Genomic DNA, 22,439 nt, shown 5'->3' with positions numbered 1-22,439 from the left:
GGGGTGTCGCGGCCCTGCTGGTCACAGCCACTCGTTGATGGCTGCGATCAGCACGATCGCGTGGTATCGGACGGCGAGCTTGTCGTACCTCGTGGCGACCGCGCGGTGGCGCTTCAGGCGGTTGATCCCGCACTCGACGGCATGGCGCTCCTTGTAGTCGTCCTTGTCGAACTCCGGCGGGCGGCCGCCCCGGGAACCGAGCTTCTTGCGGTTGCGAACCTGGTCGGCCTTCTCCGGGATAGTGCACCGCACACCTCGTCTGCGCAGGTAGGCGCGGTTCGCGCGGGAGCCGTACGCCTTGTCCGCGCGAACCTTGTCCGGTTTCGTACGTGGTCGGCCCGGCCCGGTTCGGGGGACCCGGATACCGTCCAGGACCAGCTGGAACTGGGGGCTGTCGTGTCGCTGGCCGGCGGTGACGAGCAGGGACAGTGGTTTCTGTCCCTGCTCGACCGCCAGATGCAGCTTGGTGGTCAGGCCGCCGCACGAGCGCCCGATGCCGTGGTCGTCGGGTTCGGTGTCGATGCCTCCGGGAGGCTCCTTCTGCAGGTCCCCTCTTTTGCGCGCTCCGGCAGCGTGCTGGTGGGCCCGAGAGATTGTGGAGTCCAGGCTGACGTCCCATCTGATCAGACCTTGTGCGTCAGCATCGGCCTGCAGCTTCTCCAAGATCCGATTCCAGGTGCCGTTGCGCTGCCATCGCCGGAACAGGTCATAAGCTCGGTCCCACGGCCCATAACGCCCAGGAAGATCCCGCCACGGCGCCCCGGTCCTGGTCCGCCACCGTATGCCGTCGATCAGCTGCCGATGTGTCCAAGTCCGAGGGCGGCCGGGCTTCTTCCCGGCCGGCAGCAACGGCTCCAGACGCTCCCACTGGTTGTCCGTCAGATCACCACGTCCCACGGCTGGCGATCATCCACGACCTTGATCAACTTTCGCAACAGGCCCTAGTAGGACTCCGTTAGGTCTGTCTGCTGGCCGTGTTCAGGGGCATGGTGACTGTGTGGACGCACATGAAGTGAACCGTGTTCGGGTGAAGTTGGCGTTATTCGTGGCGGATGTGTTCGCGTCGGTGCCGCGCAAGGACCAGCGGGCCAAGAGTGACTGCTACCTGCGGGGACTGATGATGGACGGCCGCCGCAAGTCCATCCAGGCCATGGCCTCTCGCCTGCCGGACGGCAACGAGCAGAACCTGCAGCAGTTCGTGAACCAGTCCACCTGGGATCCTGTGCCGGTGCGCCGGCGGATCGCCGAGCGGATGGTGCCGCAGATCGCCCCGGACGCCTGGGCGATCGACGACGTGTCGTTGCCCAAGGACGGAAGGATGTCGGTCGGCGTCGCCCACCAATACTGCGGCGCTTTGGGCAAACAGGCCAACTGCCAGGTGGCCGTCAGCGTGCACGCGATCTCCGAAACTGCCTCCTGCCCGCTGAACTGGCGGCTGTTCCTGCCCAAGGAGCGGACCGAGGACACCGTCCGGCGCCGGCGAACCGGCGTCCCAGCAGACGTCGGGCACCGGGAGAAGTGGCGGCTGGCCCTGGACGCTCTTGATGAACTGGCTGAGTGGCACCTCGTGCCGCCGGTCGTGGTGTCCGACGCCGGCTATGGCCAGAACGCCGACTTCCGCGCCGCCCTGGCCGAGCGAGAGATCCCGTACGTGGTCGGCATCCGCGGTGATCTGACCCTCCAGCCGCATGACGCACACCCCGTCGCCCCGGCCTTCTCCGGCACTGGACGCCCGCCGCTTCCCCGCTACCGGCAGCCACCAGTGACGGTTGCGGAACTGGCCACGGCCGCCGGAGCGGAAGCCTTCGAGGAGGTGACCTGGCGCGAAGGCTCTCGCGGCCCGATGACCTCCCGCTTCCTCGCGGTGCCGGTCCGGCCGGCCGGGGTGCGTCCGCGCCGGCTGGCCCAGCAGGCCGCGGTGACCGAGCACCGCCGATGGGACGGCGTCCTGCCCCAGGTGCGACTGCTGGCCCAATGGCCCGACGGTGAGGACGGGCCGACCCGCTTCTGGCTGTCCGACCTTCCCAACGACACCCCGATCGCCGACCTGGTCCGCCTGGCAAAGACCCGCTGGCGCATCGAGCACGACTACCGGGAACTCAAGCACGGCCTGGGCCTGGACCACTTCGAAGGCCGCTCCTGGCCGGGCTGGCACCACCACACCACCCTGGTCACCGCCGCCCACGCCTTCCTCACCGAGCAGCGGCTGGCCCCAAAAACCGACACACCGGACTCACCCTCTACCAGATCCTCGACGCCCTCCAAGACCTGCTGAACTGCTGGACCGGCATCTGCACCACCTGCCACCAACCCCTGCCCCACAGGAAGACACCAAGATCAAGACAGACCTAACGGAGTCCTACTAGGGGGTTATGCCGTACATGCATTGGGCCGCGGCGGTGATGGCCTGGTTTACGGCATCGCCGCTGTCGAAGTCGCCGGGAATGTAGCGGCGGCCTCGCCAGGCAACGCCGGTGCGGGCCGCCTGGGCGCGGTAGCAGTCCTTAACGCGTCTGCCCTCGCGGCCAAGGAGTTCGTGCCGGGTGAAGCCGGCGGGGTCCTCGTCCGGGAAGCGCAGCCGATACATCCGCCGTGCCAAGGCGAGCCGGCTGCGCGGGTTCGCCCATTGGCGGGCCTGGGCTTCCATGAGGGCGGAGGAGCGGCTGAGTGCCCGGCCGGAGGCGTAGTTACTGAGCTTGTTGGCGTGGTGTCGTTGGGGGCTGACGGCGTGTGATCGTCGCGGTATGCCGTTTGTATGAGGTATCCGCAGGGTGGTGGGCTGACGCCTGAACGGCAGGCGTTTCGTGAGCGGATCCGGATGGAGGCCGCCGAACGGTTCGGCGCCGGCGCCTCCAACACCGAGGTCGCCAAAGGCTTACGGGTGAGCGTGCGCTCCGTTCAGCGGTGGCGCCTGGCCTGGCAGAAAACAGGCCCGGACGGTCTTCGCTCAGTGGGTCCGGTGTCGCTGCCCAAACTGAGCGAGCAGCTGTTCGCGGTACTGGAGCAGGAGCTGGCCAGGGGCCCCGTCGCACACGGCTGGCCGGACCAGACCTGGACGCTGACGCGGATCAAGACGCTGATCGGGCGCCGGTTCCACAAGAGCATGTCGCTCTCGGCCATCGCGAAGATGCTGCGCCGGCACGGCTTCAGCCACCAGGTCCCCGCCCGCCGCGCTCTGGAGCGCAACGAAGAAGCGGTCACCGGCTGGGTGAAGGAGACATGGCCCCACGTGGAAACACCGCGGCGGCGCTCGGGGCCTGGCTGTGCTTCGAAGACGAAGCCGGCTTCTCGATGACGCCGCCCACCACCCGCAGCTGGGCCCGACGCGGACACACCCCTCATCCGGGTGCGGGGACGCTCCCAGCGCCGCTTCTCCATCGCGGCCCTGGCCTGCTACAAGCCGGGCGAACGCTCACGCCTGATCTACCGGCTCAAGCGGCACGTCGATCACAAGCGGGGCGGCAGACGCAGTTTCACCTGGACCGATTACCGCGACCTGCTCGTCGCCGCCCATCAGCAGCTCGGTGCACCCATTGTGCTCGTCTGGGACAACCTGAACGTCCACAAGGACGCCCGGCTGAGAGCGTTCATCGATGCACACGACTGGATCACCTGCTACTTCCTGCCGGCATACGCACCCAACCTCAACCCCGTCGAAGGCCTCTGGTCACTGCTACGACGCAGCAGCCAGGCCAACACCGCCTTCACCGACCCAGACCACCTGATGCGCACCCTCCGGCATGGCCTCCGCCAGATCCAATACCGCAGCAACCTCATCGACGGATGCCTCACCGAAACCAGCCTCACCTTGACGACATCACGGCAACAAGCTCAGTAGTGACGGTGTCGTCTTGCCCCGCCTTGGCTGCGATGACGTCGATGCCCCCTCCTGGACACCTTGTCCGACCGCGTTGATACAACCTCGTCATGACATACCGATTCACCGCTCGCGCCGCCAGCACGGAGATCGATCCTGACGGCTACTTCACGGAGGCCGGCCTTGCGGAAGGCGAAGACGGTAGCGGCTTCATCCTGATGTTCATGGCGGGCGAGGAAGAGCCCGATGAACAGGAGGTGGCATTGGGCATGGATACACACTGCCTCGTCACCGCTGACCAGGGCACAGCCTACGGATGCGTGCGCGAAGCCGTCCTGGACGGCAACGTCCTCCGCATCTCGCTGGATCCCGAGGCACTCGAAAGCCTCCGGTTGGACGACGGCGAGATCGCGGCCGTCATCGAAGCTCCGGCCGAAGACGTCGTCCGGTTCCGCGAGGTCCTCGCGCAGGTGCTCACCTACGGGCGGACGGACGCCTTGCCCACGCGGCTAGCAGTCTGACGAGAGGCCGAGTCCTCAGACAGAACATTTCGGCCTGGCTCTTCCCTTGACACTGTGCGTATCTCCTTGACCTTGCTTCCGGCCGCTTGTCTACCGGGGATCGATCGCATAGCCGAATTGACCAACAGAGTCCCCGAGGGTGAGGACCAGGGGCCACCTGCCATGACAGGGCGGGCACTAACCCTGCAACCCCACCCCGAGGCGGGAAGAGCACCGAGAGACAGCACATCAGCACCGGCCTGCCACCCGACTCAACGAGCATCACCGAGCGTGGTCACGGCATCGTCAACCTCCTGCGCCAGCACACCTAGATGCACCAGGTCCCCGCCATACGCGTACGGCCCCCGACCCAACGTCATCTTCCCTGGCGGGTCATCACCGGCCTGTTCCGGTGGGCCGGGCTGCACTGGTACCCCGTCGAGGCCGACCTGGAGGACTTCGTCGCCTGGACCCTGGACGGACGCGTCGTCCGTCACCGCTTCGACCCGCCGCGCAGGTACTGGGTCGGCGGATGGACCACCCCGCAGTACCTCGCCCAGTCCCTCGGTCACGCCACATGACCGCGCCGGCGCCCGGCGCCGCCCGCTCCCTGTCCGGACCGCTGCCGCATAAGGTGACCGACGTGATTCCGCTGCCGCCGCACCGCACCAAGGGCCCCGGCGTTCTCGGCGCCACACCCGAACAGCCCGACGGCCCCTTCGGCCGCTGGCCCAAGGACGACGAGGACAACGACGCCCCCGCACCCGGCACCGCAGTGCCCGCGCCCCGAAACGAGAGCGAGCGGTGACGCTGTGGCGGCAGGTCCTGGCCCCGCTCAACGACGACACCCTCGACGACGCCGAACGCGGGCAGATCGTGGCCCGTGGCGCCGCCCAGCTCGCCGTCCGTCGCGCGCCCGAGGGCCAGCACCCCACCCCAGACGAGGTGATGGCTTTGGCATTCGAAGAATTCGCGCTCCTCCTCGATGCCGACCAGGCCCGCGACGCCCTCCGCGAAGTCGGCCGCGCCCTTGACTGACCCGGACGCGTCAACGACGCCCAGCGCAACGGGAGCGAAACTCACCCGCCGTTACCCCTGGCAGGGGCGCTGACCGCGCGGTGCGGGCACGGCCCCCACCGCCACCCGCCCCCACGAAGCCCGCCGCGCCGTACGGAGCCGCGCTCCCGGGCTGCCGGTCCGTCACCGTGGTTGGGCCCCGGTCCGGCAGCTCCACCAGTCCACCACCCCGGCCAGGGTCGCACGCAACGGCTCCCGGCAGCACGAAGACCCATGACCGCTCGGGGGTTGATCAGGACCTTCGCATGCCGGGAAGCTGACGCGGCCCCGACGCCAGATGTTCACCCAACTCACGATCGACGCGGACCCGAATGCTGAGCCCTTTTACCGCGCGATGAGCGCAGTCCGCATAGGAAACGTCCCCTCGGGCTCCATCGCCGGCAGAGTGCCGCCGCAGATGGTCGTCCCATCCAGCGCTCGAACAGCGCTGCTTGACAACATCATTGGGAAGCCCCCGGGCTCACGCCAACCGGGTCTGCCGCCCTCAGTGCAAGACGCTGGACGGCGTGAAGTGGCAGGCACAGCGGGCCCCCGCCGCTCTGAGCCGGGAGTTGAGCGGACGCGTCGACGTCGCGCCGGTGCTCGCCATCCGCGGTGCCCCCGTCGGCCGCCGGGGCGCGCTCGAGATTGACGGCGTCCTCGTCGTCGAGGCCCGCCGTCTTCCCGCCGTGCTCCACTCCCGCTGCCGTACGGCTCTGACCGCGGAGGAGGTCGCCCGGCTTCCCGAGGCCGCCGACCGGGTCCTCCTGCCCGCGTAAGCGCTGTGCCCGGCCCTGCGCCGTACGCGCACGCTGTCCGGCTCGTGGCTCCACGGAGCCGAAGCCCGACGGAGGCCCCTCTGCCCCCGCGCCACCCATCTCCAACGCGTCAGGGGTGTCAGCCGGGCGCCACGACGCCCGCTTGGGCAATGAGCATGTCCAGAAGCGAGAGCAGCGCACCGCGCACGTCGTCCCGGGAGCGGGCATCGAGCATGAGGACGGGCGTGCTCGGGTCACACAGATGCAGCGCCGCCCGGATCTCCTCGGCGGTGTACGGCTGGTCGCCGTGGAAGCAGTTCGCGCCGACCACGAACGGAAGTCCTCGGTTCTCGAAGAAGTCGACGGCCGGGAAACTGCGGTCGAGGCGCCGTGTGTCGACCAGCACGATCGCCCCGAGCGCCCCGTTCAGCAGGTCGTCCCACATGAACCAGAAGCGCTCCTGGCCTGGTGTGCCGAACAGGTAGAGGACGACCTGTGCGTCGGTGAGGGTGATGCGGCCGAAGTCCATCGCGACGGTGGTGACCGCCTTGGACTCGATGCCGTCGAGGTCGTCGACGCCGACGCCCGCGCTCGTCAGCCGCTCCTCGGTGCGCAACGGCTCGATCTCGGAGACCGTCTCGACCAGGGTCGTCTTGCCGACTCCGAATCCCCCAGCGATGAGGATCTTGACGGGGTTCGCTTCCTGGGCAGGGTCGTCATATCCGGGCAAGGTTGTCCCTGATTCTCATGAGCAGGTGGACATTGCTGGTCTCGGCCCCCTCCAGGGGCGACCGGTGTGCGATCAGCCCCCGGTCCGCGAGTTCGCCGAGAAGAAGCGTCGTCGGAGTGAGGCGCATGTGCATGCGCGCCGCGATCTCGGCGACCGCCAGGCCTCCCGGCGGCGGACACATGGCGAGGACGGCCTGCCACTCGGTGGGCAGACCGGCGTGGCCGTCCGCGCCGGCCACCGCCGTGATCGTGGTCTCCATGGTGAGGCCGGTGTGGGTAGCCGCCGTGCGTCCATCGGTCAGCGCATACAACCGCGTCCGGCGGCGGCCACCCTGTCGCGGCTCGGGCTCGTCCGCCATTACGACGGCTGCGTCCCGCTGCGCGCAGGCGTGCTCAGCCACTCACCGAGCGCCTGGGCAGTCCGCACGGCTTCACCGCCCAGCTCCCCGAGCCGCGCCTTGCGGGAGGTCACCACGATGAGTGTGCTGCCCTCCCCGCACCCGACGATGCAGAGATAGCTGTCATCCATCTCGACCAGCTGGCGGATCACCCGGCCGCCGTCGACCTCCCTGGACAGCGCCTTCATGGTGGCCGCGATGCCGGAGGCGGCGGCAGCTATGCGCTCCGCCCGGTCCCGTTCCAGCTGGTACGAGCTGAGTTTGATCCCGTCGTTGGACAGGAGTACGGCTCCCTGGACGCCGGCAATCCTGCTCAGGTTGTTGTCCAGGACGCTGTAGATCATGTCGTTCGTTGTCGTCGTCATGGCTGATCCTGTCGGAGCTCTTGTTCCACTGTCTGGGTGCCGTGTTCGTAATCCGCCCAGGCGTCGGCCACCTCTTCGGGCGTCGCCGCGTCCTGACCGACGTCGGTTTCCGCTGCGCTCGGCGTGCGGAGCTGCTTGGCGATGTGGGCCTGCGGGACCCGCTCGGGGAGGGCGGGCTTCGTGTCTCCGTCCCGTGTCACGGACAGGGCCGGAGGCTCGCTCTCCACCGGCCGGTCGGGCGAGCGCGCCGGCGTCCCACGACTGGGCAGCCCGGTCTCCGTGTGCAGGACCAACTCGGGCTTGCGCTCGTCCTTGCGCTCGTCGGGAAGGGCCGGTGCCGGAGCGGACGGCGCCGACGCGCGCCGCTCTTCTGTGCCCACCCGGGCTTCTGCCCCGACCGGTTCGGTCGGCACCAGCAGTCGCTCGGGGAAGACCACCACGGCCGACGTCCCCCCGTACACCGAGCGGCGCAGCGTCACCGTGGCGCCGAGCTGTTCGGCGAGGTGGCCGACCACGAAGAGTCCGAGCCGGTGCGCGTTCTCCGCCAGGACGGAGTACGGCGGGGCCGAGTGCAGACGCCCGTTCATTTCCTCGTAGGTCGCGGCGGTCACCCGGGGCCCGCGGTCCTCGATCTCCACCGACAGACCGTCCGTCACCAGTTCGGCGCGTACGACCACCTTCGACCTCGGCGGGGAGAACCGGGTGGCGTTGTCCAGGAGTTCTGCCAGGAGGTGGCTGATCTCGCTGATCACCCGGGGTGTCACGCTGATCTCGTCCAGGCACTGGCGCTCGATCCGCCGGAAGTCCTCGACTTCCGCGGCGGCTTCACGCAGCAGGTCGGCGACGCGCATGGGCTCTGTGTGCGGATCGGGGATCTCGCCGCCCGCCAGGATGAGCAGGTTCTCGATCTGCCGCCGCATACCCACCGTCAACTGGTCGGATTGCATCAACCGGGCGAGCAGCTCCTCGTCGTGACCGAAGGCGTCCTGCAGTTGGTCGGTGAGGGTCAGCTGGCGGCTGACCAGGTTTCCGGTCCGCGAGGCGATGCCCGCGGCGAACATACCGAAGCCATGCCGCTCGGCCGCGAGCTGTGCGTGTCCGTCCACGGATACGGAGACGACCCGGGCGAACGCGTCGCTGATACGTCCGACCTCGTCCTGGTCACCGCTCACCGCGGGCAGCGCATCGTCGTCGACGGGCTGCCCGCGCTGGAGCCGGGCCACGACACCCGGCAGCGTGTCCTCGGCGATGGCCACCGTACGCCGGTGCAGAGCGCGCAGGCGGTGGAGCACGGAGCGGGTGGTGAGCACGATGACGGCCACGACGGCGAGCACGGCTGCGCCGTTTCCGACGATCAGCCAGGTGGCCTCGGTCTCCAGGTCCGTGGCCTTGGCGTCGGCGCGTGCGATCACGGCGCGCGCCTGCTTCACGTTGAGCGCGTCAAGGCGCCCCACGAACTGTTCGTGCGCGGCCTGCCAGTCGTCGATCTCCTTGGGCAGCTTGACGCCGGACTCGACGTTCTGGTGGTCGGAGATGACCGCGTTCTCGATGCGGACCTTCGTCTTCCAGGCGTCCGAGCCGAGGACCTCGTTGTAGGCCACTCTGTCCTCAGCCGTCAGATACGGCTCGACCCACTCGGAGTACTGGTACCGCTGGGATCCGACCGAGTTGACGAATTCGGTGAACGCGGAGGGGCTTATCTGCCTGGACGGCCCGGCCAACATGAGGACGGCGGTCTCGCGCGACACCATCTCGGACACCGAGAACATCGTGACGACCAGGCCGCTCTCCTGGATGAACTCGGCGTCCTGCGCGTGGCTGAAATCGTCCTGATACAGATGGATGATGTGGTCGATCAGGCCGGAGTAGTAGCCGATCGTCCGTTCCGCGCCTCCGCTGCGGGCGTCCGCGCGTTCGCGGTACACGGCCAGGTTCGCGAGGTCGCGCTTCAGCTTCGCGAGGAGACTCTGGTCCTCGCGCCGCTCCGCCGGGACTCCGTCCGCCGACCGGAGCAGTTCGTCCACGGCCTGGTCCGTGGCCGCGCGATGGTCGCGCAGCTCCTCCTTGGACACGGAGCCGCCCGTCCACCGTGCGGCGGTCGCGGTCCGCTCGGCCTGCACTTCGACCATCAGCCTGGACAGGGGTACGCCGACCCGCTCACCGACCGCCACGTCGGTGCGCAGGTGTTCCGATTCCTCCAGCAACGGCTGTGCGGTCAGGACAACTTGGGCACTCATCGCCAGAATGGGGACGATTGCCAGCCAAATGAGCAGCGTGCGCAGGCGCACGGTACGGCGCCGACGAGTCGTCGACTGCCCTCGCGGGCCTTCGGGTTCTATGGGAGCCATCAGTCCTCGGGAGCGGTGAAACAGCGGGTACGGCTCAACAGCCGAGACCAGACGCAGTCCTGGGGTGCGGATTGGGGGAAGTCCGGTTTCGGCTTCGGCAGGGCGTGGGGGTGTCGATGATAACCAGCCACACCGAAGAAACGGAGGGATGACTTCCATTGACAGCATGTGGTAATGCGACGGAGAAGTTGCACACCGGAGCCCAATTCGAAACCCAACCGAGATGTCCAGCCATCCCGGCCGCCCCGCATGGCGAGAACCCCCTGTTCTGCTGTGGCCGTCCCATTGACCCACGGCTCGAACCAGCCCGCATCCGCAGTGAAGCAGCTGCGGAGGCAGCGCGCCGCCAGCAGCGTCGCGCCCACGCTCGGCGGGTTGCTCCAGACGGGACTCGGCAGTAACTCCGGCCCGTGCGAGGCGTTGGGGGTGCCGTGCCACAGCCCGCGTCCAGCTCCAGCAAGGCCACAACCGCCGCCCCTGCCGGGAAGGCCCAGCCGCTCCTGCTGACCGTCCAGCAAGGCGAAGCGGCTTGCATGCTGCTGAGCTACGTGCCCTCACTGCCACTGCCCGAGGCCCGACCCGCAGCTTCTGGCCGTCGTGGTGGCCATCAGGGCCGCGCGCGGCGGCGTCGGCAACCTCACCGGTGCGGACCTGTCTGCTCTGCGGCTGGGCGATCCACGCGAAGCCGTTGATGCCTTTCGCTCTCTGGACTGGCAGATGGAAGATGCGGTCTTCGAAGGCGATCCTGCCGCGCCGCCGGTCCCCGTCACCGTTCCCGACCTGGCCGCGAGACGGATCACGGCCTGCCCTCCGGGAAGCTCATGCGCTGGCGCGTGTCCGGATGGACCAGGCGGGCCCTACCCGCCAAGCCGGTCAAGAACTCCCGCCCGCCGCACGGCGGGCCGGCCTGTTCCTCGCCGCGCACAGCACCTCCAAATTCCTCGGGCGGATCCCGCCCGGCCTCCCCGGGGCTGCCAGAAGTCGAGCAGCACCAGGCCGGGCCCGGACGTTGCGGCCGTGAGCTGGTCATGGCGGGGGATGGGAAAGGCGGACATCGTGCGCTCTTCGAAGTGGGTGACGAGGGGCGCCACATGGGCACCCGATGGGGCCCGGCTAGGGTCCGTCTTCACAGATCACCGGATGGTGGATCATGGTGGGGTGATATCCCGTCATGAACTCACCGACAGGGGGTGGAAGTTACTCGTTCCGCTGATACCACAGGCCGCGACGGGCCGGCCACACGCATCGGACCGGCAGGTCATCAACGGGATGGTCTACAAGATCCGGACCGGGTCTCGTGGCGTGACCTGCCGGAACGCTACGGTCCCTGGAAGACGATGTATAGCCGCCGCTTCCGCCCCACGCTCGACGGCGTGTTCACCCGCGCTGTTCAGCAGATCCAGGCTCGGACTGATGCCGCCGGCGACATCGACTGGCTGGTGCAGATCGATTCCACCGTCGTCCGTGCTCACCAGCATGCCGCCGCCACCGGCCGAAAAGGGGGAGGCACCGGCAGGACGAACCGGACGATCACGCCCTCAGCCGATCCCGAGGAGGACTGACAACCAAGATCCACCTCACCTGCGACGGCCGCGGACGTCCCATGGCGATCCTCTTGACACCTGGCCAACGTCACGACAGCGTCTGCGCCCGCACCCTGCTGGAACGGATCCGGGTACCTCGCACAGGTCTTGGCCGTCCACGCTGCCGGGCCGATCAGGTCATCGCAGACAAGGCCTACAGCTCCCGTGGCCTCCGCGCCTACCTGCGCAAACGCGGCATCGCCCAGACCATCCCCGAGAAGACCGACCAGCAAAGACACCGTCACAACCGCGGAAGCCGCGGCGGACGGCCGCCGGTCTTCGACCGGGAGACCTACCGCCGACGCAACACCGTCGAACGCTGCTTCAACAGGCTCAAGGGCTTTCGCGGCATCGCCCCGAGATACGAGAAGACCGTCACCTCCTATGAAGCAGCCGTCACACTCGCCTCGTTCCTGCTCTGGGCAAGATCAGTTCGAAGACGGACCCTAACGAGCTGGTGCACAGTAGGCGGTGAGACGTCGCGGACTCCGGTGTAGCCCGTGGTCACGTCTGTCGTGCCAGGTTCAGGTCCGCTGTCTGCCGGTGGGACAGCAAACCGGCGATGGCTTGGATGGTGTCGCTCATGTGCTCGCGGCGGCCGAGGTGGCGGGCCAGTGCCCGCCAGTTCTTGAGATGGGCGATGCCGTGCTCGTCCCGGATACGCCGTGAGGAGTGTGCCTTGCGCTGTGCCCGCCACCTCGGCCGCCGCGTGATCTTGCCGTGTCTGGTGTGATCACGGCGTCGGAGCCCTCCTGGATAACCCGTTCACCGGGCTGAGCCCGCGTCAGTTCGGCAAGCTGATCACCGCGCTCCGGCGTGAGGGTGCGGATCCGGTGCGCAAGGGCCGGCCCTGGAGTTTGCCACTGGAGGACCGTGTGCTCCTGGTCGCCGCGTACTGGCGGACCAACCTGACGCTGCGGCAGTTGGCGCCGCTGTTCGGGGTGTCGAAGTCGGCGGCCGACCGCATTATCGGCCACCTCGGGCCCACGCTCGCGCTCCAGCAGCGCAAGCGGTTCCGCAAGGACACCGTGCTGATCGTGGACGGCACCCTGGTCCCCACCCGCGACCACACCATGGCCGAGCAGTCCAAGAACTACCGGTACTCCACCAACCACCAGGTCGTCATCGACGCCGACACCCGCCTCGTCGTCGCCGTCGGCCGGCCGGTCACCGGCAACCGCAACGACTGCAAGGCATGGGAGCTGTCCGGAGCCAAGGAGGCCGTCGGCCACACCACAGTGCTCGCGGACGGCGGCTACCGGGGCACCGGCCTGGTCATCCCGCACCGCCGTGACCCCGGCCAGAGCGAACTCCCGGACTGGAAGGAAGAGCACAACCGCTCACACCGCAAGGTCCGCGCCCGCGTCGAGCACGCCTTCGCCCGGATGAAGACCTGGAAGATCCTCCGCGACTGCCGCCTCAAAGGCGACGGCGTCCACCACGCCATGCTCGGCATCGCCCGCCTGCACAACCTCACGCTGGCCGGATGACCCAGAAACCACCAGGTCACCAGGCACATCAAAGATCATTTACGGGACAACCCTTAGTTAGAGATGAACGAAGCCACCCTCTTCATGATCTGGCCGGCGCCGTTCCGCCCACCGTGCCGGGCGCCGCGGGTTTCCTTCGATCGCGTGCGGGGGACCCGGCGCCCGTGGTGGCATACGGAGCAGAACAGCGGGTGCGCCTGCCAGCGCTGCGGGCGGGCTGGCTGACGCAGACGTTCGTCCACTGGCCGTTCCCGCCTGACGCGGTCCAGGCGCTCCTGCCCGGGGGACTGGTCGTGGACGAGTACGAGGGGGCCGCCTGGGTGGGGCTCACCCCCTTTGTCATGGCGGACGTGCGACCACCCGGTGTTCCCGCCTCGCTGCCCTGCCTGCCGACGTTCGCGGAGACCAACCTGCGCACGTACGTACGGCACCATGACGGCCGGGACGGGCTCTGGTTCCTGTCCATCGAGGTCGCCTTCCCTCCGATGGTGGCGGCCCGGGCCATCGGCGCACCGTACAATCCGGGCACCCTCCGCGTGTCCACGGACGGGGGCACCGTCTCGTACTCCGGTTCCCGATGGATCGGTGACGCCTCCTACCGCCTGGTCGTCCGGCCTGGCGACCCGATCGAGCCGACGGAGCGGAACGTATGGCTGACCTCGCGCTGGCGGGCGTACACCCGCAGGCTCGGCATGCTCTGGGAGACGCCCGTCGAGCACGAGCCGTGGCCGCTGGCCGACGCCGGCGTCGATGTACTGGAGGAGACGCTGACCGCCGCGGCGGGCCTCCGGGAAGCCCCCCTCGGGGAGCCCCTGGTGCACTTCTCGGAAGGAGTCAGGCATGTACGGCTCGGGCCCTCCAGGCCGTGCGTCCCGGAGCGCGTCTCCCAGCCTTCCTGACACCCCTCGCCGGAATTCCGGCGCCGTCACGCGACGCCCGCGCGTGCGCTTCGACGGCTGGATCGCGGGCATGGGCACCTCCTCCGGCACACGGATCGTGCTCGGACACTGGCAGGGGTCACCCTTCGGACCGTTCAGTGACGTGATGCTGGAGCAGGCCGACGGGGACAGATTGCTGCTGGCCCCCACGCGGAAAACAGCGGACTTCATCAGCGGCACCTACGTCTTCGACACGGTCCGTGTCGTCCCGGTCGAGGTGAGCGTCACGGACCACGCCTGGACCGTCACCGCCGGGCCACTCGACCTGCGTTTCACCACCGGCCGGCGAGGGCTTCTGGGCTTGGCGCTGCGGACCGTACCCGGCGCGCTCACCCGCCGTCCGGCATGGAGCGCGCTGACGGACCGGCCCGCCCGCCTGCTGCTGCCGGGCGTGCGCACCCGCGGCAGCGCCGGGCAGGGCCGCCGGGAGTGGTACGGCGCCCGGGACCTGCTGCCGATCCGTGCAGTCTCGGCCGACTACGAGGGCGCGGACCTCGGGGCGATGGCGCCGGTCGAACCGCCCGTGCGCTTCGGGTTCGGTTCGGCGCCGAGGAACCCCTCCGTCACCCGGGTCACGACGACGGTCGAACTCGGCCCGGAGTGAGGGCGCCTGAGCAGGGGTACCCGGCCGGAACCTACGGATGGATGTCCCTTGGACAGAACCGGAGTGCAGGGGCCCGCCCACACGCTCGCGGTCGCGCACGGTGCCTTCAACATTGTGGGTGGACTGTGGCCCCTGCTGCACCTGCGCAGCTTTGAGTGGGTCTTCGGCCCGAAGACCGACGTGTGGCTGCAGATGACGACGGGCGGACTGCTCGCCTCCGCCGGCGTCGCCCAGCTCGCGGCGGCCGGGGACGCGCAGGGCCCCAGCCCACGCACCCCGCATCGGGCTCGGCACCGCCCTGACCCTGTTGGCCGTCGATCTGCTCTACGTACCCAAGGGGCGGATCCGCCCGACGTACCTCCTCGATGCCGCGATGCAGACCGGATGGATCGCCGCCTGGCTGCGTTCGTCGCCCGCGCGGAGTACGCGGGGCGTCAGGAGCGCCCGACGGTGAACGAGCGGCTCCCGTTCTCACCGCCCGGGGGGCTGCTCCCGACGCGCCGTTCGGTGACGACTCCGGTCCGAAGCGCATGTCGGCGTGAGTAGCCCCGTCCTGGCGCGAGCCGAGGCGTCGGTGAACGGCGCGTTGGGCGCCTTCTCCCAAGGTCGAGCCCCCCGCAGACCTGATAGAACGATGCCCATCGAAGCGCTGTACACCGTGGTCCCGCCGCTGATCGTCTCGGTGTTGTTCTACTTCACCGCCCGTGACGAGGCGAAGCTGTGAGCCGGCAAAGAAGCCGCCCCGCATCATCAGCGTGGCTGGCTTCCAGCAGACCTGGGGCTTCAACTGCATCGAGAACGTGGACGGCAACGGCGGCACGGGCGACGCGAAGGCCGACTTGAACCTGGCCATGGTTCCGGCACTAGTACAGCAGGCGTGTCGCCGCGTGCAAGCCACGAACGGCACATGAGAAAGCCCCGGTGGACTCGAGGGAGGGCCGACCGTGGCAGCAAGCGGCGGGGCGAAGGACGGTCGCCTCTCGGCGAGTGAACTCCGTGGGGCTTCAGCCGAACGATCGTCCCCACGGGCGGTAGGTGAGGCCCGGGGACACTGTTCCCTCGGAACGTCACCAAGGTCCGGTTTCAGGACCTGCACGCCCGTCTCCCGGCTGGGCACGGCCGCGTGGACGTGCATGCCGTTGACCAGCTGTCGGTGACGGCCACGGGTGACCGTGGCGTAGCGAAGGCGTCCCGCAGGGTGCGATCCGGCAGCCGTGCGTTTCGGCCGCCGCTCCGACGGCTGCCGCAGCAGCAGATGCGGCGGAACGACGAGCTTGCCAGCAGGTGGGGCCCGAAAGAGTTACAGGTAGCACTCGTTGTACTCGTGGTTGACGAGCTGCTCCCACCACGACTCCCCCGGGTCGACCAAGGACTCGCAGTGGGTGACGTGCTCCTCCTCGATCAGGTCGATCTCCTGGTAGAGCTGCCGTGCGATCGGCTCCGACGTACTGGGGGGCCTACGTTCATGTAAAAGTTCATGGTCTGCTGCTCCGCCGACATGATCGTCAGCGCGTGCAGCCGGGAGATCGGGCCGACCGTTGTACGGTCGTAGGGCTCACGCACGTTGTCGTACGGGTGGCGGTGGTGGAACTTCGTCGGCCGGCCCGGCATCACCTCGGTGAGTCCGTCGACGATCGACTCCGCCTTGCGGTGCTCGATCATCTCGTACAGGTTGGCGTACCGGTACAGATGATCGAAGTCCTCCAGGACCCCGAACTCGTAGGCCTGCCGCAGATACGGGTCGGGCTCGTGGCGGGCAACCCAGCCGGTGAGATCGACGGCCACCTGCTCATAGGCGATGGTCGTCTCCAGCACGGAGGCGAGGCCGGGCAGCAGCCAGTTGTCCGCTTTCTGCTGCTGGTGCTCGGCGTAGCGGACCTCCGCCAACTGCCGTTTGACCTCCGGGTCGGGGCAGCGGCGGGCGAACTGGTGGCTGAAGAGGATCGCCTCGGATGCCGTTCATCGTGATGATCCGGCAGCGGGTGTACGGGTCGCTCTTGTCGGGGTCGACGGGCTCGACGCCCAGCTCCCGCCAGTTGCACAGCTGGCGGTCGAGAGGGATGCCTCGGTGCTCGAGAGGGTTGAAGCCCATGAGGGGTCTCCTCGGCTGACGGCCGAGACGGGCTGGCGCCGGGTACCCCACCGTCCCGGGGGCCAACCCCCGACGGCCTTCTCAGGCGCCGAGCCGTGTGACAGCGGTGTCCAGACGAGCGGCGATCTCCTCGAGGTCACGCCGGGACGGTGCGCCGGCGTGGAGCCGGGTGACGAGATCGTGCCGGGAGACGATCTCCAGGGCCCCTCGGTATTGTTCGCTGTCCAGCGCCGACGCTGGAACAACCACGGCGGTGCCAGCGGTGACGATCAGCGTGGCGTCATCGGCGTCGGATCCGAGCAGCGCCTCGATGTGCTCGGCACGGATCATGAGGGTGTCTCCTTCCTGGTGGTGGTCACTGCTGTCGCTCCCCGGGATGGGGCGGGATGAGCAGCCCTGCCGCGGCCCTGTCATGCAGAGAATCCAGCGTCTCGCTCTGCTGCTGGGCCCTGTGCAGCAGCTGGTCCAGCCGCCCCGAGTCCAGACGGGCGTCCTGCGGCGCCGCGGCGAGCAGAGCACGCCAGAGCAACGCCTTGCCCTGCGTCCCCAGCCGCAGCGCCTCCAGCTCGACCAACAAGGAGAGGCCGGAGCGGCGTAGCAGGCGGCCGTTGGGCTTCACCCGCCCGGCCTTCTCGCCCAGCCATGCCCCGTAGAGCTTGTAGCGCTTGACGGATACGCCGAGGGCCGCGAGAAGCCGCAGCAAAGCCTGCCGATCCCGCGAGATCTCCGCCGCCAGCGTCCTCAGTTCGTCGCCGTAGGGCGAATCTCCGTGCTCACGAACCATGCGCCGGGCAAGCTCCGCACCGGCCGTCCCACCGGCCAGGTGATCATTGAGAAAGATGTCCAGCCTTCTCTGCCGCATCCGACTGTCGCCGGTCCCTGGTGCCGTCCCACTCATCATGTCCCTCGGGGTCTCGAAGCTGCCGACGGTCACCGAGTGCCCCGGCTGCGCCGGCCAACCCTCAGGTCGCTGCTGACAGGCGCGATACGCACGGGTCTTGGCGGTGCGCGGCGCCGGCGCCGGCAAGGTGGCGCTGCGTACGGCGACGTTTCAGCGACGGCGCACCGGATCGAGCTGGCACACGGCGAAGGTGAACATGAACCGTGCCGCCAGCATGTGAGCGTGCGATCACCGATGCCTTGCGGTGTCTTCTCTACGTCGATGTCGTGGTCTCGTCGTCCTCTCCGGAGTCCGGTTCGGCGCGCTTGTCCGCACCGGTCTCCAAGTAGCCGGGGTCGTCGCCCGCGACCCGGCCCACGAAGACGTCGTTGGGCGTCGTCCCCGTTGTGCTGTGCCGGTCCGCCGCCTCGCTATCCGGCTTACCGCCAGTGTCCTCCGAGCGACCCGAGTGGACCTCTGCAGAGGGCTCGGTCGTGCGACCTCCCAGGTGTTCGCGGCTCCATGACCACACGGACATGATGCCTCCCGATCAGGAGATGCGTGCCGACGCCGACGGCCTGCCCGCGGTGCCTTCGGCACTCAGCGCCGTTCAAGTGGTTGTAGTCGTAGCCCTTGTCGCCGTGGAGCTTGCCGGGCCTGCGTCGCCGTCGGCCGCGACGGGCCCGGATCGGCGGTATGCCCCGTACCAGCGGGATGAGGGCCTGGCTGTCGTGCGTGTTCGCGCCGGAGATGCCGACGGACAGGGGCAGACCGGTCCGCTCAGTAACCAAATGGACCTTCGAGCCGAATTTGCCCCGGTCCACAGGATTCGGACCTGTCAGGTCCCCCTTTTCAGGGCACGCATGTTCACAGAGTCGATCGCGCAGCGAGACCAGTCCAGCTCGCCGCGGGCACCGAGCTCGTCGAGGACCAGGTGGTGGAGCTCGCCCCCCGCGCCGGCACGCCAACGCCGCGCACGGTCCATCGAAAGAAGAACGAGCGGCTGGAGCGTCTGCGACGAGAACACAAGCAGCTCACCCGAGCCCTGGAGACCCGGCCGATCATAGACATGGCCCGGGTGTGATCATGACCCGTGTTGAATGCCTAGCATCGGACGCATGAGACATCCTGGTAGAGGCTTCCCAACACAGCAACAGAGGGCGCTCCGGTCGCGTCGGCGTCTCATAGGACCGGGCCGGGCACGCGAGCAGCCGTGACGCGGGGCACGCCCGGGCGGGCCCGGGGCCGCACGGCCCGATGCGGACAGAGACGCAGAACTGATGCGGTTGCCCTTGCCCCCTGGACGGTGCCGGGTGCTCCGCGGTGGCCAAGCAGCCGGGGCCGTGGCCGTCGGCCAGGAAGCGCCCGGCGTGCTCGGTGTCAGCCGGGAGTGCGGCGGGGGTCGTTGCCGTAGGTGTACTCGGTGCGGATGCGTCCGTCGCGGCCGTGGACGACCACCTGTGCGGGTTCGCGTTCCTTGGCCTTCTCCCGGGCGGCGCTGATCGCCTCCTTCTGGGTGCGGTGCGCTTCGCGGACCGGGCGGCGGCCTTCCTTGTGCTCGACCTGCCATTTGGCTTCAGGTGCTCCGCCGCCGGCCGGAGTGACGTGGTACACCGTGCGTTTCGGCTGCTTGGCTGCCATTTCAGAACCTTTCGTGAGGGACGGGGTGGCCGTTGTCGGGCTCTGCGGCCCGGACGGGTACATCACTGGATGTGAGGTCTCGGCGGATCCGGTGGGCGCGGACGGGGTGGCGCCAGCGGCCCCGGTCGGCGGCGGCGTCGCCGTAGAACTCCATGACGAGCTCAGGGGCCGTGGGAGTGAAGGTGAGCGGGTCGCGGCTGCCCCGGCGAGTGGAGACGCGCATCCCGTGCCAGGGGTGGCCGGTTCCGGCCGGGGTGAGCAGGCTGGTGAGTTCCCGGGCGAGCGGGGCCGGCAGGGGCGTGCTGCGGGCGATGGGCTGGAAGTCCCCATCGGGGGTGTAGCGGCCGAGGAGCGCGGTCTCAGGGCGGTTCAGGCTGCCGGTGACCGCGCCGACGATGCCCTCGGCGGTGACCCGGTGCCGGTATTTGAGCCAGCCGCGGTGCCCGGGCCGGTACGGCTGGGTCTGGCCCTTGGCGACGACGCCCTCGACGCCGGCGGGAGCCCACTGGCGCATCCAGGCCTGGGCCTGGCCGGTTTCCCGGGGAACGGGGGTGAGCGTCCACGGGGCGCCGAGGGAGTGATCGCGGAAGAGGGATTCCAGGGCGGCGCGGCGCTCTGTGTAGGGGCGGGTGATCAGGTCGGTGCCGTCGCGGTGGAGCAGGTCGAAGGCGATCAGGTGGGCCGGCTGCTCGCGGGCGAGGCGGGCGGTGGTGGAGGGTCTGCGGTTGATGCGCTGCTGCAGGGCCGCGAACTGCAGTCGGCCCTGCCGGTAGATCACGGCCTCGCCGTCCAGCACGACGTCTTCACCCAGGGACCGGGCCGCGTCCGCGAGCTCGGGGAAGGCGGCGGTGAAATCTTTGCGGTTGCGTGACTGCACGAACACCCGGCCGCCGTTCGTGAAGACAGCAGGCGGTAGCCGTCGTACTTGGGTTCGTACACCACTCCCCCGGGCAACGCGGTCGGCGCCGGCAGCACGTCGACGGCGCGGGCGAGCATCGGCTCGAGCGGCGGAGTAAGCCCCACACCCATTGGATACCCAAACAAAAGGTAGCAAAGCATCATCAGGTGGTGGGCGGGAGGGAGCAGTGGATCTGGAAACGGTCAGTGACGAGCTGTACGGCCTGCGGCCAGGTGACTTCACTGCCGCCCGCAACGAGCGAGCCAAGGCTGCCCGCTCGGCAGGCGACCGGGAGCTGGCCGAACAGATCCGCCGGCTGCGCCGCCCCACTCTGGCGGCCTGGGCCGGCAACCTGCTGGTGCGCCAGCAGCCCGACGAGAACGGCTGCTGCAGCTCGGTCAGGCGCTGCGGCAGGCTCACCAGAATCTGGACAACGAGCAGCTGCGGGAGCTGTCGGCGCAGCAGCACCAGCTCGCCTTCGCTCTGACCCGGCAGGCGGGCCAGCTCACCGCAGAGGCAGGGCGGCGCATCAGCGAGGATGCCCGCCAGGAGGTCCAGGAGACCCTGCATGCGGTGCTGGCCGACTCCGAGGCGGCCGGGGAGTGGGCGAAGGGCCGGCTGACCAAGCCGCTCAGCGCCCCGGCCGACTTCCCCGCCCCGTCCTCCGGGCAGCCGGCGCCGCAACCGGTCTCCCGCCGCGCCGCCCGGGGCGCGGGGGAGGTAGCCGATCTGGATGCCGCCCGCACCCGGCGCCGCGAGCAGCAAGAGCGCCTGGAACGGGCCCGGCAGCAGGCCGCGGATGCAGAGCGTGAGTTCCATGAGCGGGAGGGGGAGCTGGCCGAAGCCCAGGAGGAGCAGAGCCGGGCGGAGCAGGAGCGGCAGCAGGCCGAGCAGCGCGTCACCGAGCTGTCCCGGCAGCTGAAGGACGCCGAAGGGGACAAGCAGCGGGCACGGGAAGCGGCCCGCAAGGCACGCGATCACAGCCGGCGGGTCGACCGGGGTGTGCGCGAAGCGCGGCGCCGGGCCAAGGACGCCGCCGCACACGCCCAAAAGATCGCCGGACAGCCCCAGCACAAGACGTGACGGACAGAGAAGGGCAGGGATGAACGATGGCCAGAGCAATCTGGAGCGGAGTGCTGACCTTCGGGCTGGTCACCGTGCCGGTGCAGCTGTTCACCGCGACGGAGGACCACACCGTCCACTTCCGCCAGCTGCAGCGCGGCACCTCCGACCGCATCCGCTACAAGCGAGTGAACGAAGGAACCGGCAAGGAAGTGGACTACGACGACATCGTCAAGGGCTACGACCTCGGAGGCGGCGACTACGTGATCATCGACCCGGACGAACTCGACGAGATCGCCCCCGGAAAGTCCCAGGTCGTGGAGATCACCGGCTTCGTCGACCTGGAGCAGGTCGAGCCGGTGTACTTCGACCGCACCTACTACCTCGCCCCCAAAGGCGAGGAGTACACCAAGATCTACCAGCTGCTGCGGACCGCCCTGGAGAAGGAGAACAAGACCGGCATCGCCACGTTCGTAATGCGTGGCAAGCAGAACCTGGTGGCGCTGCGCGCGCAGGAAGTGGTGCTGGTGCTGCACACCCTGCACTGGGCCGACGAGGTCCGCGGCCCCCACGAGGAGCTTCCGGTACTGCCCGAGCAGAGCAAGGCCACGGGCAAGGAACTGGACACCGCCCGCCAGCTGATCGACGCCCTGTCCATCGACTGGAACCCCGAGGACTACCACGACACCTACGAAGAACGGGTCAAGGAACTGGTCGGCGCTAAGGCCCAGGGTCAGCAGATCGTCAGTCAGCGAAGAGGCCCCGCCCCAGGCCACCAACGTCATCGACCTGATGGAAGCCCTCCAGCGCAGCGTCGAGCAGTCCCGCAAGGGCCGCGAGCAGCCCTCCGCTGATCCGGCACAGGTCAAGCGGCTGCCGGCTGGCGGGAAGAAGAACGACAAGAAGAAGGCAGCACAGCGCGGGCAGGACCAGCTTGCGCAGCTCAGCAAAGAAGAGCTGTATGAGCAGGCGAGCAAGCGCGACATCACCGGCCGGTCCAAGATGAACAAAGACCAGCTCGTCAAGGCTCTCGGCAAAGCCGCCTCCTGACCGGCGGCACATGATCGCGGCACGTCGCACAATCACCGGCCCGACGGCGCCATTACCGACCGGTTGGGGCACGGGGCCGAGACGACGTGGGAGCGCCCAGCATCGGCACCCGCAGCAACCAGGAACGACGTCGTGCGACAGCACCGTATGCCCGGACGGGCACCTGGTGGACTGACCCAGCGCCGAACGCCCTCGCCCGCCACCTTCCGCTAGGAAGAGTGGCACGCCGT

Annotated in this window: 22 protein-coding genes and 8 pseudogenes; 17 read left to right on the top strand and 13 right to left on the bottom strand. The window is 68.9% G+C overall.

The genetic code is table 11. The features are described 5' to 3' along the window. Positions 1 to 21: 21 nt before the first annotated feature. Positions 22 to 897 (bottom strand): IS5 family transposase, encoded by an 876-nt coding sequence (locus ACLGIH_RS34170; protein WP_416529116.1) that lies wholly within the window; start codon positions 895 to 897, stop codon positions 22 to 24. Positions 898 to 997: 100 nt separating this feature from the next. Here ACLGIH_RS34170 and ACLGIH_RS34165 point away from each other — a divergent pair, with 100 nt between their 5' ends. Continuing rightward, positions 998 to 2,275, top strand: a complete 1,278-nt coding sequence (locus ACLGIH_RS34165) for an IS701 family transposase (RefSeq protein ID WP_416529115.1) — start codon at positions 998 to 1,000, stop codon at positions 2,273 to 2,275. A gap of 96 nt (positions 2,276 to 2,371) precedes the next feature. Here the strand turns inward: ACLGIH_RS34165 and ACLGIH_RS34160 are convergent. Further along, positions 2,372 to 2,686, bottom strand: a pseudogene (locus tag ACLGIH_RS34160) (CRISPR-associated endonuclease Cas1); the annotation flags it as partial. Between the two features lie 69 nt (positions 2,687 to 2,755). Here ACLGIH_RS34160 and ACLGIH_RS35075 point away from each other — a divergent pair. The 7 genes and pseudogenes from ACLGIH_RS35075 (at position 2,756) to ACLGIH_RS34120 (ending at position 6,152) form a co-directional block, all read left to right on the top strand. Continuing rightward, a pseudogene (locus ACLGIH_RS35075) lies at positions 2,756 to 3,838 on the top strand (IS630 family transposase). Positions 3,839 to 3,927: 89 nt separating this feature from the next. Further along, the gene (locus tag ACLGIH_RS34145) at positions 3,928 to 4,338 is read left to right on the top strand and encodes a hypothetical protein (RefSeq protein WP_416529114.1); all 411 of its coding nucleotides are present in this window, start codon (positions 3,928 to 3,930) and stop codon (positions 4,336 to 4,338) included. A 311-nt stretch (positions 4,339 to 4,649) separates the two neighbouring features. Continuing rightward, positions 4,650 to 4,898 carry a hypothetical protein gene (locus ACLGIH_RS34140; RefSeq protein ID WP_416529113.1) on the top strand — a complete coding sequence of 83 codons (249 nt, stop codon included), beginning with the start codon at positions 4,650 to 4,652 and terminating at the stop codon, positions 4,896 to 4,898. A gap of 62 nt (positions 4,899 to 4,960) precedes the next feature. After that, entirely contained in the window at positions 4,961 to 5,125 is a 165-nt protein-coding gene (locus ACLGIH_RS34135) for a hypothetical protein (protein ID WP_416529112.1), read from the top strand. After that, positions 5,122 to 5,355: a hypothetical protein gene (locus ACLGIH_RS34130; RefSeq protein WP_416529111.1), complete on the top strand. Its 234-nt coding sequence runs from the start codon at positions 5,122 to 5,124 to the stop codon at positions 5,353 to 5,355. Before ACLGIH_RS34135 ends, ACLGIH_RS34130 begins: the two co-directional genes overlap by 4 nt. 307 nt (positions 5,356 to 5,662) lie before the next feature. After that, positions 5,663 to 5,800 (top strand): annotated as a pseudogene (locus ACLGIH_RS34125) (GNAT family N-acetyltransferase); the annotation flags it as partial. A 100-nt stretch (positions 5,801 to 5,900) separates the two neighbouring features. Continuing rightward, a complete protein-coding gene (locus tag ACLGIH_RS34120) occupies positions 5,901 to 6,152 on the top strand; it encodes a P-loop NTPase family protein (RefSeq protein ID WP_416529110.1) in 252 nt (83 codons plus the stop codon). Between the two features lie 118 nt (positions 6,153 to 6,270). Here the strand turns inward: ACLGIH_RS34120 and ACLGIH_RS34115 are convergent, their stop codons facing one another. The 4 genes from ACLGIH_RS34115 to ACLGIH_RS34100 are packed head-to-tail and all read right to left on the bottom strand — an operon-like array spanning position 6,271 to position 9,860. Beyond that, a complete protein-coding gene (locus ACLGIH_RS34115; RefSeq protein ID WP_416529109.1) occupies positions 6,271 to 6,861 on the bottom strand; it encodes a GTP-binding protein in 591 nt (196 codons plus the stop codon). Continuing rightward, complete coding sequence (locus ACLGIH_RS34110; protein WP_416529559.1) at positions 6,848 to 7,219, bottom strand: DUF742 domain-containing protein; 372 nt, start codon at positions 7,217 to 7,219, stop codon at positions 6,848 to 6,850. Before ACLGIH_RS34110 ends, ACLGIH_RS34115 begins: the two co-directional genes overlap by 14 nt. Next, entirely contained in the window at positions 7,219 to 7,623 is a 405-nt protein-coding gene (locus tag ACLGIH_RS34105; protein WP_416529108.1) for a roadblock/LC7 domain-containing protein, read from the bottom strand. Before ACLGIH_RS34105 ends, ACLGIH_RS34110 begins: the two co-directional genes overlap by 1 nt. Beyond that, entirely contained in the window at positions 7,620 to 9,860 is a 2,241-nt protein-coding gene (locus ACLGIH_RS34100; RefSeq protein ID WP_416529107.1) for a sensor histidine kinase, read from the bottom strand. The genes ACLGIH_RS34105 and ACLGIH_RS34100 overlap by 4 nt, the downstream gene beginning before the upstream one ends. A gap of 1,269 nt (positions 9,861 to 11,129) precedes the next feature. On the opposite strand from ACLGIH_RS34100, the pseudogene ACLGIH_RS34095 reads away from it, so the two are divergent. The 5 genes and pseudogenes from ACLGIH_RS34095 to ACLGIH_RS34075 all read left to right on the top strand — a co-directional run. After that, positions 11,130 to 12,051, top strand: a pseudogene (locus ACLGIH_RS34095) (IS5 family transposase). A 223-nt stretch (positions 12,052 to 12,274) separates the two neighbouring features. Beyond that, positions 12,275 to 13,044 (top strand): annotated as a pseudogene (locus tag ACLGIH_RS34090) (transposase). Between the two features lie 191 nt (positions 13,045 to 13,235). After that, positions 13,236 to 13,943 (top strand): YqjF family protein, encoded by a 708-nt coding sequence (locus ACLGIH_RS34085; RefSeq protein ID WP_416529106.1) that lies wholly within the window; start codon positions 13,236 to 13,238, stop codon positions 13,941 to 13,943. 70 nt (positions 13,944 to 14,013) lie between these two features. After that, a complete protein-coding gene (locus ACLGIH_RS34080) occupies positions 14,014 to 14,586 on the top strand; it encodes a hypothetical protein (RefSeq protein ID WP_416529558.1) in 573 nt (190 codons plus the stop codon). Between the two features lie 631 nt (positions 14,587 to 15,217). After that, positions 15,218 to 15,446 (top strand): annotated as a pseudogene (locus tag ACLGIH_RS34075) (aa3-type cytochrome oxidase subunit II); the annotation flags it as partial. Between the two features lie 443 nt (positions 15,447 to 15,889). Here ACLGIH_RS34075 and ACLGIH_RS34070 read toward each other — a convergent pair. The 7 genes and pseudogenes from ACLGIH_RS34070 to ACLGIH_RS34040 all read right to left on the bottom strand — a co-directional run. Next, positions 15,890 to 16,678: pseudogene (locus ACLGIH_RS34070) on the bottom strand (hypothetical protein); the annotation flags it as partial. Between the two features lie 81 nt (positions 16,679 to 16,759). Then, a complete protein-coding gene (locus tag ACLGIH_RS34065; RefSeq protein ID WP_416529105.1) occupies positions 16,760 to 17,008 on the bottom strand; it encodes a hypothetical protein in 249 nt (82 codons plus the stop codon). Between the two features lie 25 nt (positions 17,009 to 17,033). Then, positions 17,034 to 17,540: a hypothetical protein gene (locus ACLGIH_RS34060; RefSeq protein ID WP_416529104.1), complete on the bottom strand. Its 507-nt coding sequence runs from the start codon at positions 17,538 to 17,540 to the stop codon at positions 17,034 to 17,036. Positions 17,541 to 17,832: 292 nt separating this feature from the next. Then, on the bottom strand, positions 17,833 to 18,096 hold the full coding sequence (locus ACLGIH_RS34055) for a hypothetical protein (protein ID WP_416529583.1): 264 nt from the start codon (positions 18,094 to 18,096) through the stop codon (positions 17,833 to 17,835). Position 18,097: 1 nt separating this feature from the next. Further along, a pseudogene (locus tag ACLGIH_RS34050) lies at positions 18,098 to 18,534 on the bottom strand (transposase); the annotation flags it as partial. A gap of 404 nt (positions 18,535 to 18,938) precedes the next feature. Next, positions 18,939 to 19,199, bottom strand: a complete 261-nt coding sequence (locus tag ACLGIH_RS34045) for a DUF2188 domain-containing protein (RefSeq protein WP_416529103.1) — start codon at positions 19,197 to 19,199, stop codon at positions 18,939 to 18,941. Between the two features lies 1 nt (position 19,200). Next, positions 19,201 to 20,076: an ATP-dependent DNA ligase gene (locus tag ACLGIH_RS34040; RefSeq protein ID WP_416529102.1), complete on the bottom strand. Its 876-nt coding sequence runs from the start codon at positions 20,074 to 20,076 to the stop codon at positions 19,201 to 19,203. A 208-nt stretch (positions 20,077 to 20,284) separates the two neighbouring features. Here ACLGIH_RS34040 and ACLGIH_RS34035 point away from each other — a divergent pair, with 208 nt between their 5' ends. The 4 genes from ACLGIH_RS34035 to ACLGIH_RS34020 all read left to right on the top strand — a co-directional run bounded on the left by ACLGIH_RS34035 (position 20,285) and on the right by ACLGIH_RS34020 (position 22,209). Further along, a complete protein-coding gene (locus ACLGIH_RS34035; RefSeq protein ID WP_416529101.1) occupies positions 20,285 to 20,584 on the top strand; it encodes a hypothetical protein in 300 nt (99 codons plus the stop codon). Positions 20,585 to 20,670: 86 nt separating this feature from the next. Next, on the top strand, positions 20,671 to 21,180 hold the full coding sequence (locus tag ACLGIH_RS34030; protein ID WP_416529100.1) for a hypothetical protein: 510 nt from the start codon (positions 20,671 to 20,673) through the stop codon (positions 21,178 to 21,180). 26 nt (positions 21,181 to 21,206) lie between these two features. Further along, positions 21,207 to 22,013 carry a non-homologous end joining protein Ku gene (gene ku, locus ACLGIH_RS34025; RefSeq protein ID WP_416529099.1) on the top strand — a complete coding sequence of 269 codons (807 nt, stop codon included), beginning with the start codon at positions 21,207 to 21,209 and terminating at the stop codon, positions 22,011 to 22,013. Further along, positions 21,952 to 22,209 (top strand): hypothetical protein, encoded by a 258-nt coding sequence (locus ACLGIH_RS34020; protein WP_416529098.1) that lies wholly within the window; start codon positions 21,952 to 21,954, stop codon positions 22,207 to 22,209. The genes ku and ACLGIH_RS34020 overlap by 62 nt, the downstream gene beginning before the upstream one ends. Positions 22,210 to 22,439: the final 230 nt, after the last annotated feature.

It is taken from the genome of Streptomyces hamibioticus, assembly GCF_047946815.1.
Lineage (GTDB): Bacteria > Actinomycetota > Actinomycetes > Streptomycetales > Streptomycetaceae > Streptomyces.
This window is presented reverse-complemented; position numbering and strand designations above follow the sequence as displayed.

Excerpts from the sequence above, each read along its gene's own strand:
- ACLGIH_RS34145 (WP_416529114.1), top strand. The coding sequence starts at position 3,928 with ATGACATACCGATTCACCGCTCGCGCCGCCAGCACGGAGATCGATCCT.
- ACLGIH_RS34140 (WP_416529113.1), top strand. The coding sequence starts at position 4,650 with ATGCACCAGGTCCCCGCCATACGCGTACGGCCCCCGACCCAACGTCAT.
- ACLGIH_RS34110 (WP_416529559.1), bottom strand. The coding sequence starts at position 7,219 with ATGGCGGACGAGCCCGAGCCGCGACAGGGTGGCCGCCGCCGGACGCGG.
- ACLGIH_RS34105 (WP_416529108.1), bottom strand. The coding sequence starts at position 7,623 with ATGACGACGACAACGAACGACATGATCTACAGCGTCCTGGACAACAAC.
- ACLGIH_RS34100 (WP_416529107.1), bottom strand. The coding sequence starts at position 9,860 with ATGAGTGCCCAAGTTGTCCTGACCGCACAGCCGTTGCTGGAGGAATCG.
- ACLGIH_RS34080 (WP_416529558.1), top strand. The coding sequence starts at position 14,014 with ATGGGCACCTCCTCCGGCACACGGATCGTGCTCGGACACTGGCAGGGG.
- ACLGIH_RS34065 (WP_416529105.1), bottom strand. The coding sequence starts at position 17,008 with ATGATCCGTGCCGAGCACATCGAGGCGCTGCTCGGATCCGACGCCGAT.
- ACLGIH_RS34060 (WP_416529104.1), bottom strand. The coding sequence starts at position 17,540 with ATGCGGCAGAGAAGGCTGGACATCTTTCTCAATGATCACCTGGCCGGT.
- ACLGIH_RS34055 (WP_416529583.1), bottom strand. The coding sequence starts at position 18,096 with ATGTCCGTGTGGTCATGGAGCCGCGAACACCTGGGAGGTCGCACGACC.
- ACLGIH_RS34045 (WP_416529103.1), bottom strand. The coding sequence starts at position 19,199 with ATGGCAGCCAAGCAGCCGAAACGCACGGTGTACCACGTCACTCCGGCC.
- ku (WP_416529099.1), top strand. The coding sequence starts at position 21,207 with ATGGCCAGAGCAATCTGGAGCGGAGTGCTGACCTTCGGGCTGGTCACC.
- ACLGIH_RS34020 (WP_416529098.1), top strand. The coding sequence starts at position 21,952 with ATGGAAGCCCTCCAGCGCAGCGTCGAGCAGTCCCGCAAGGGCCGCGAG.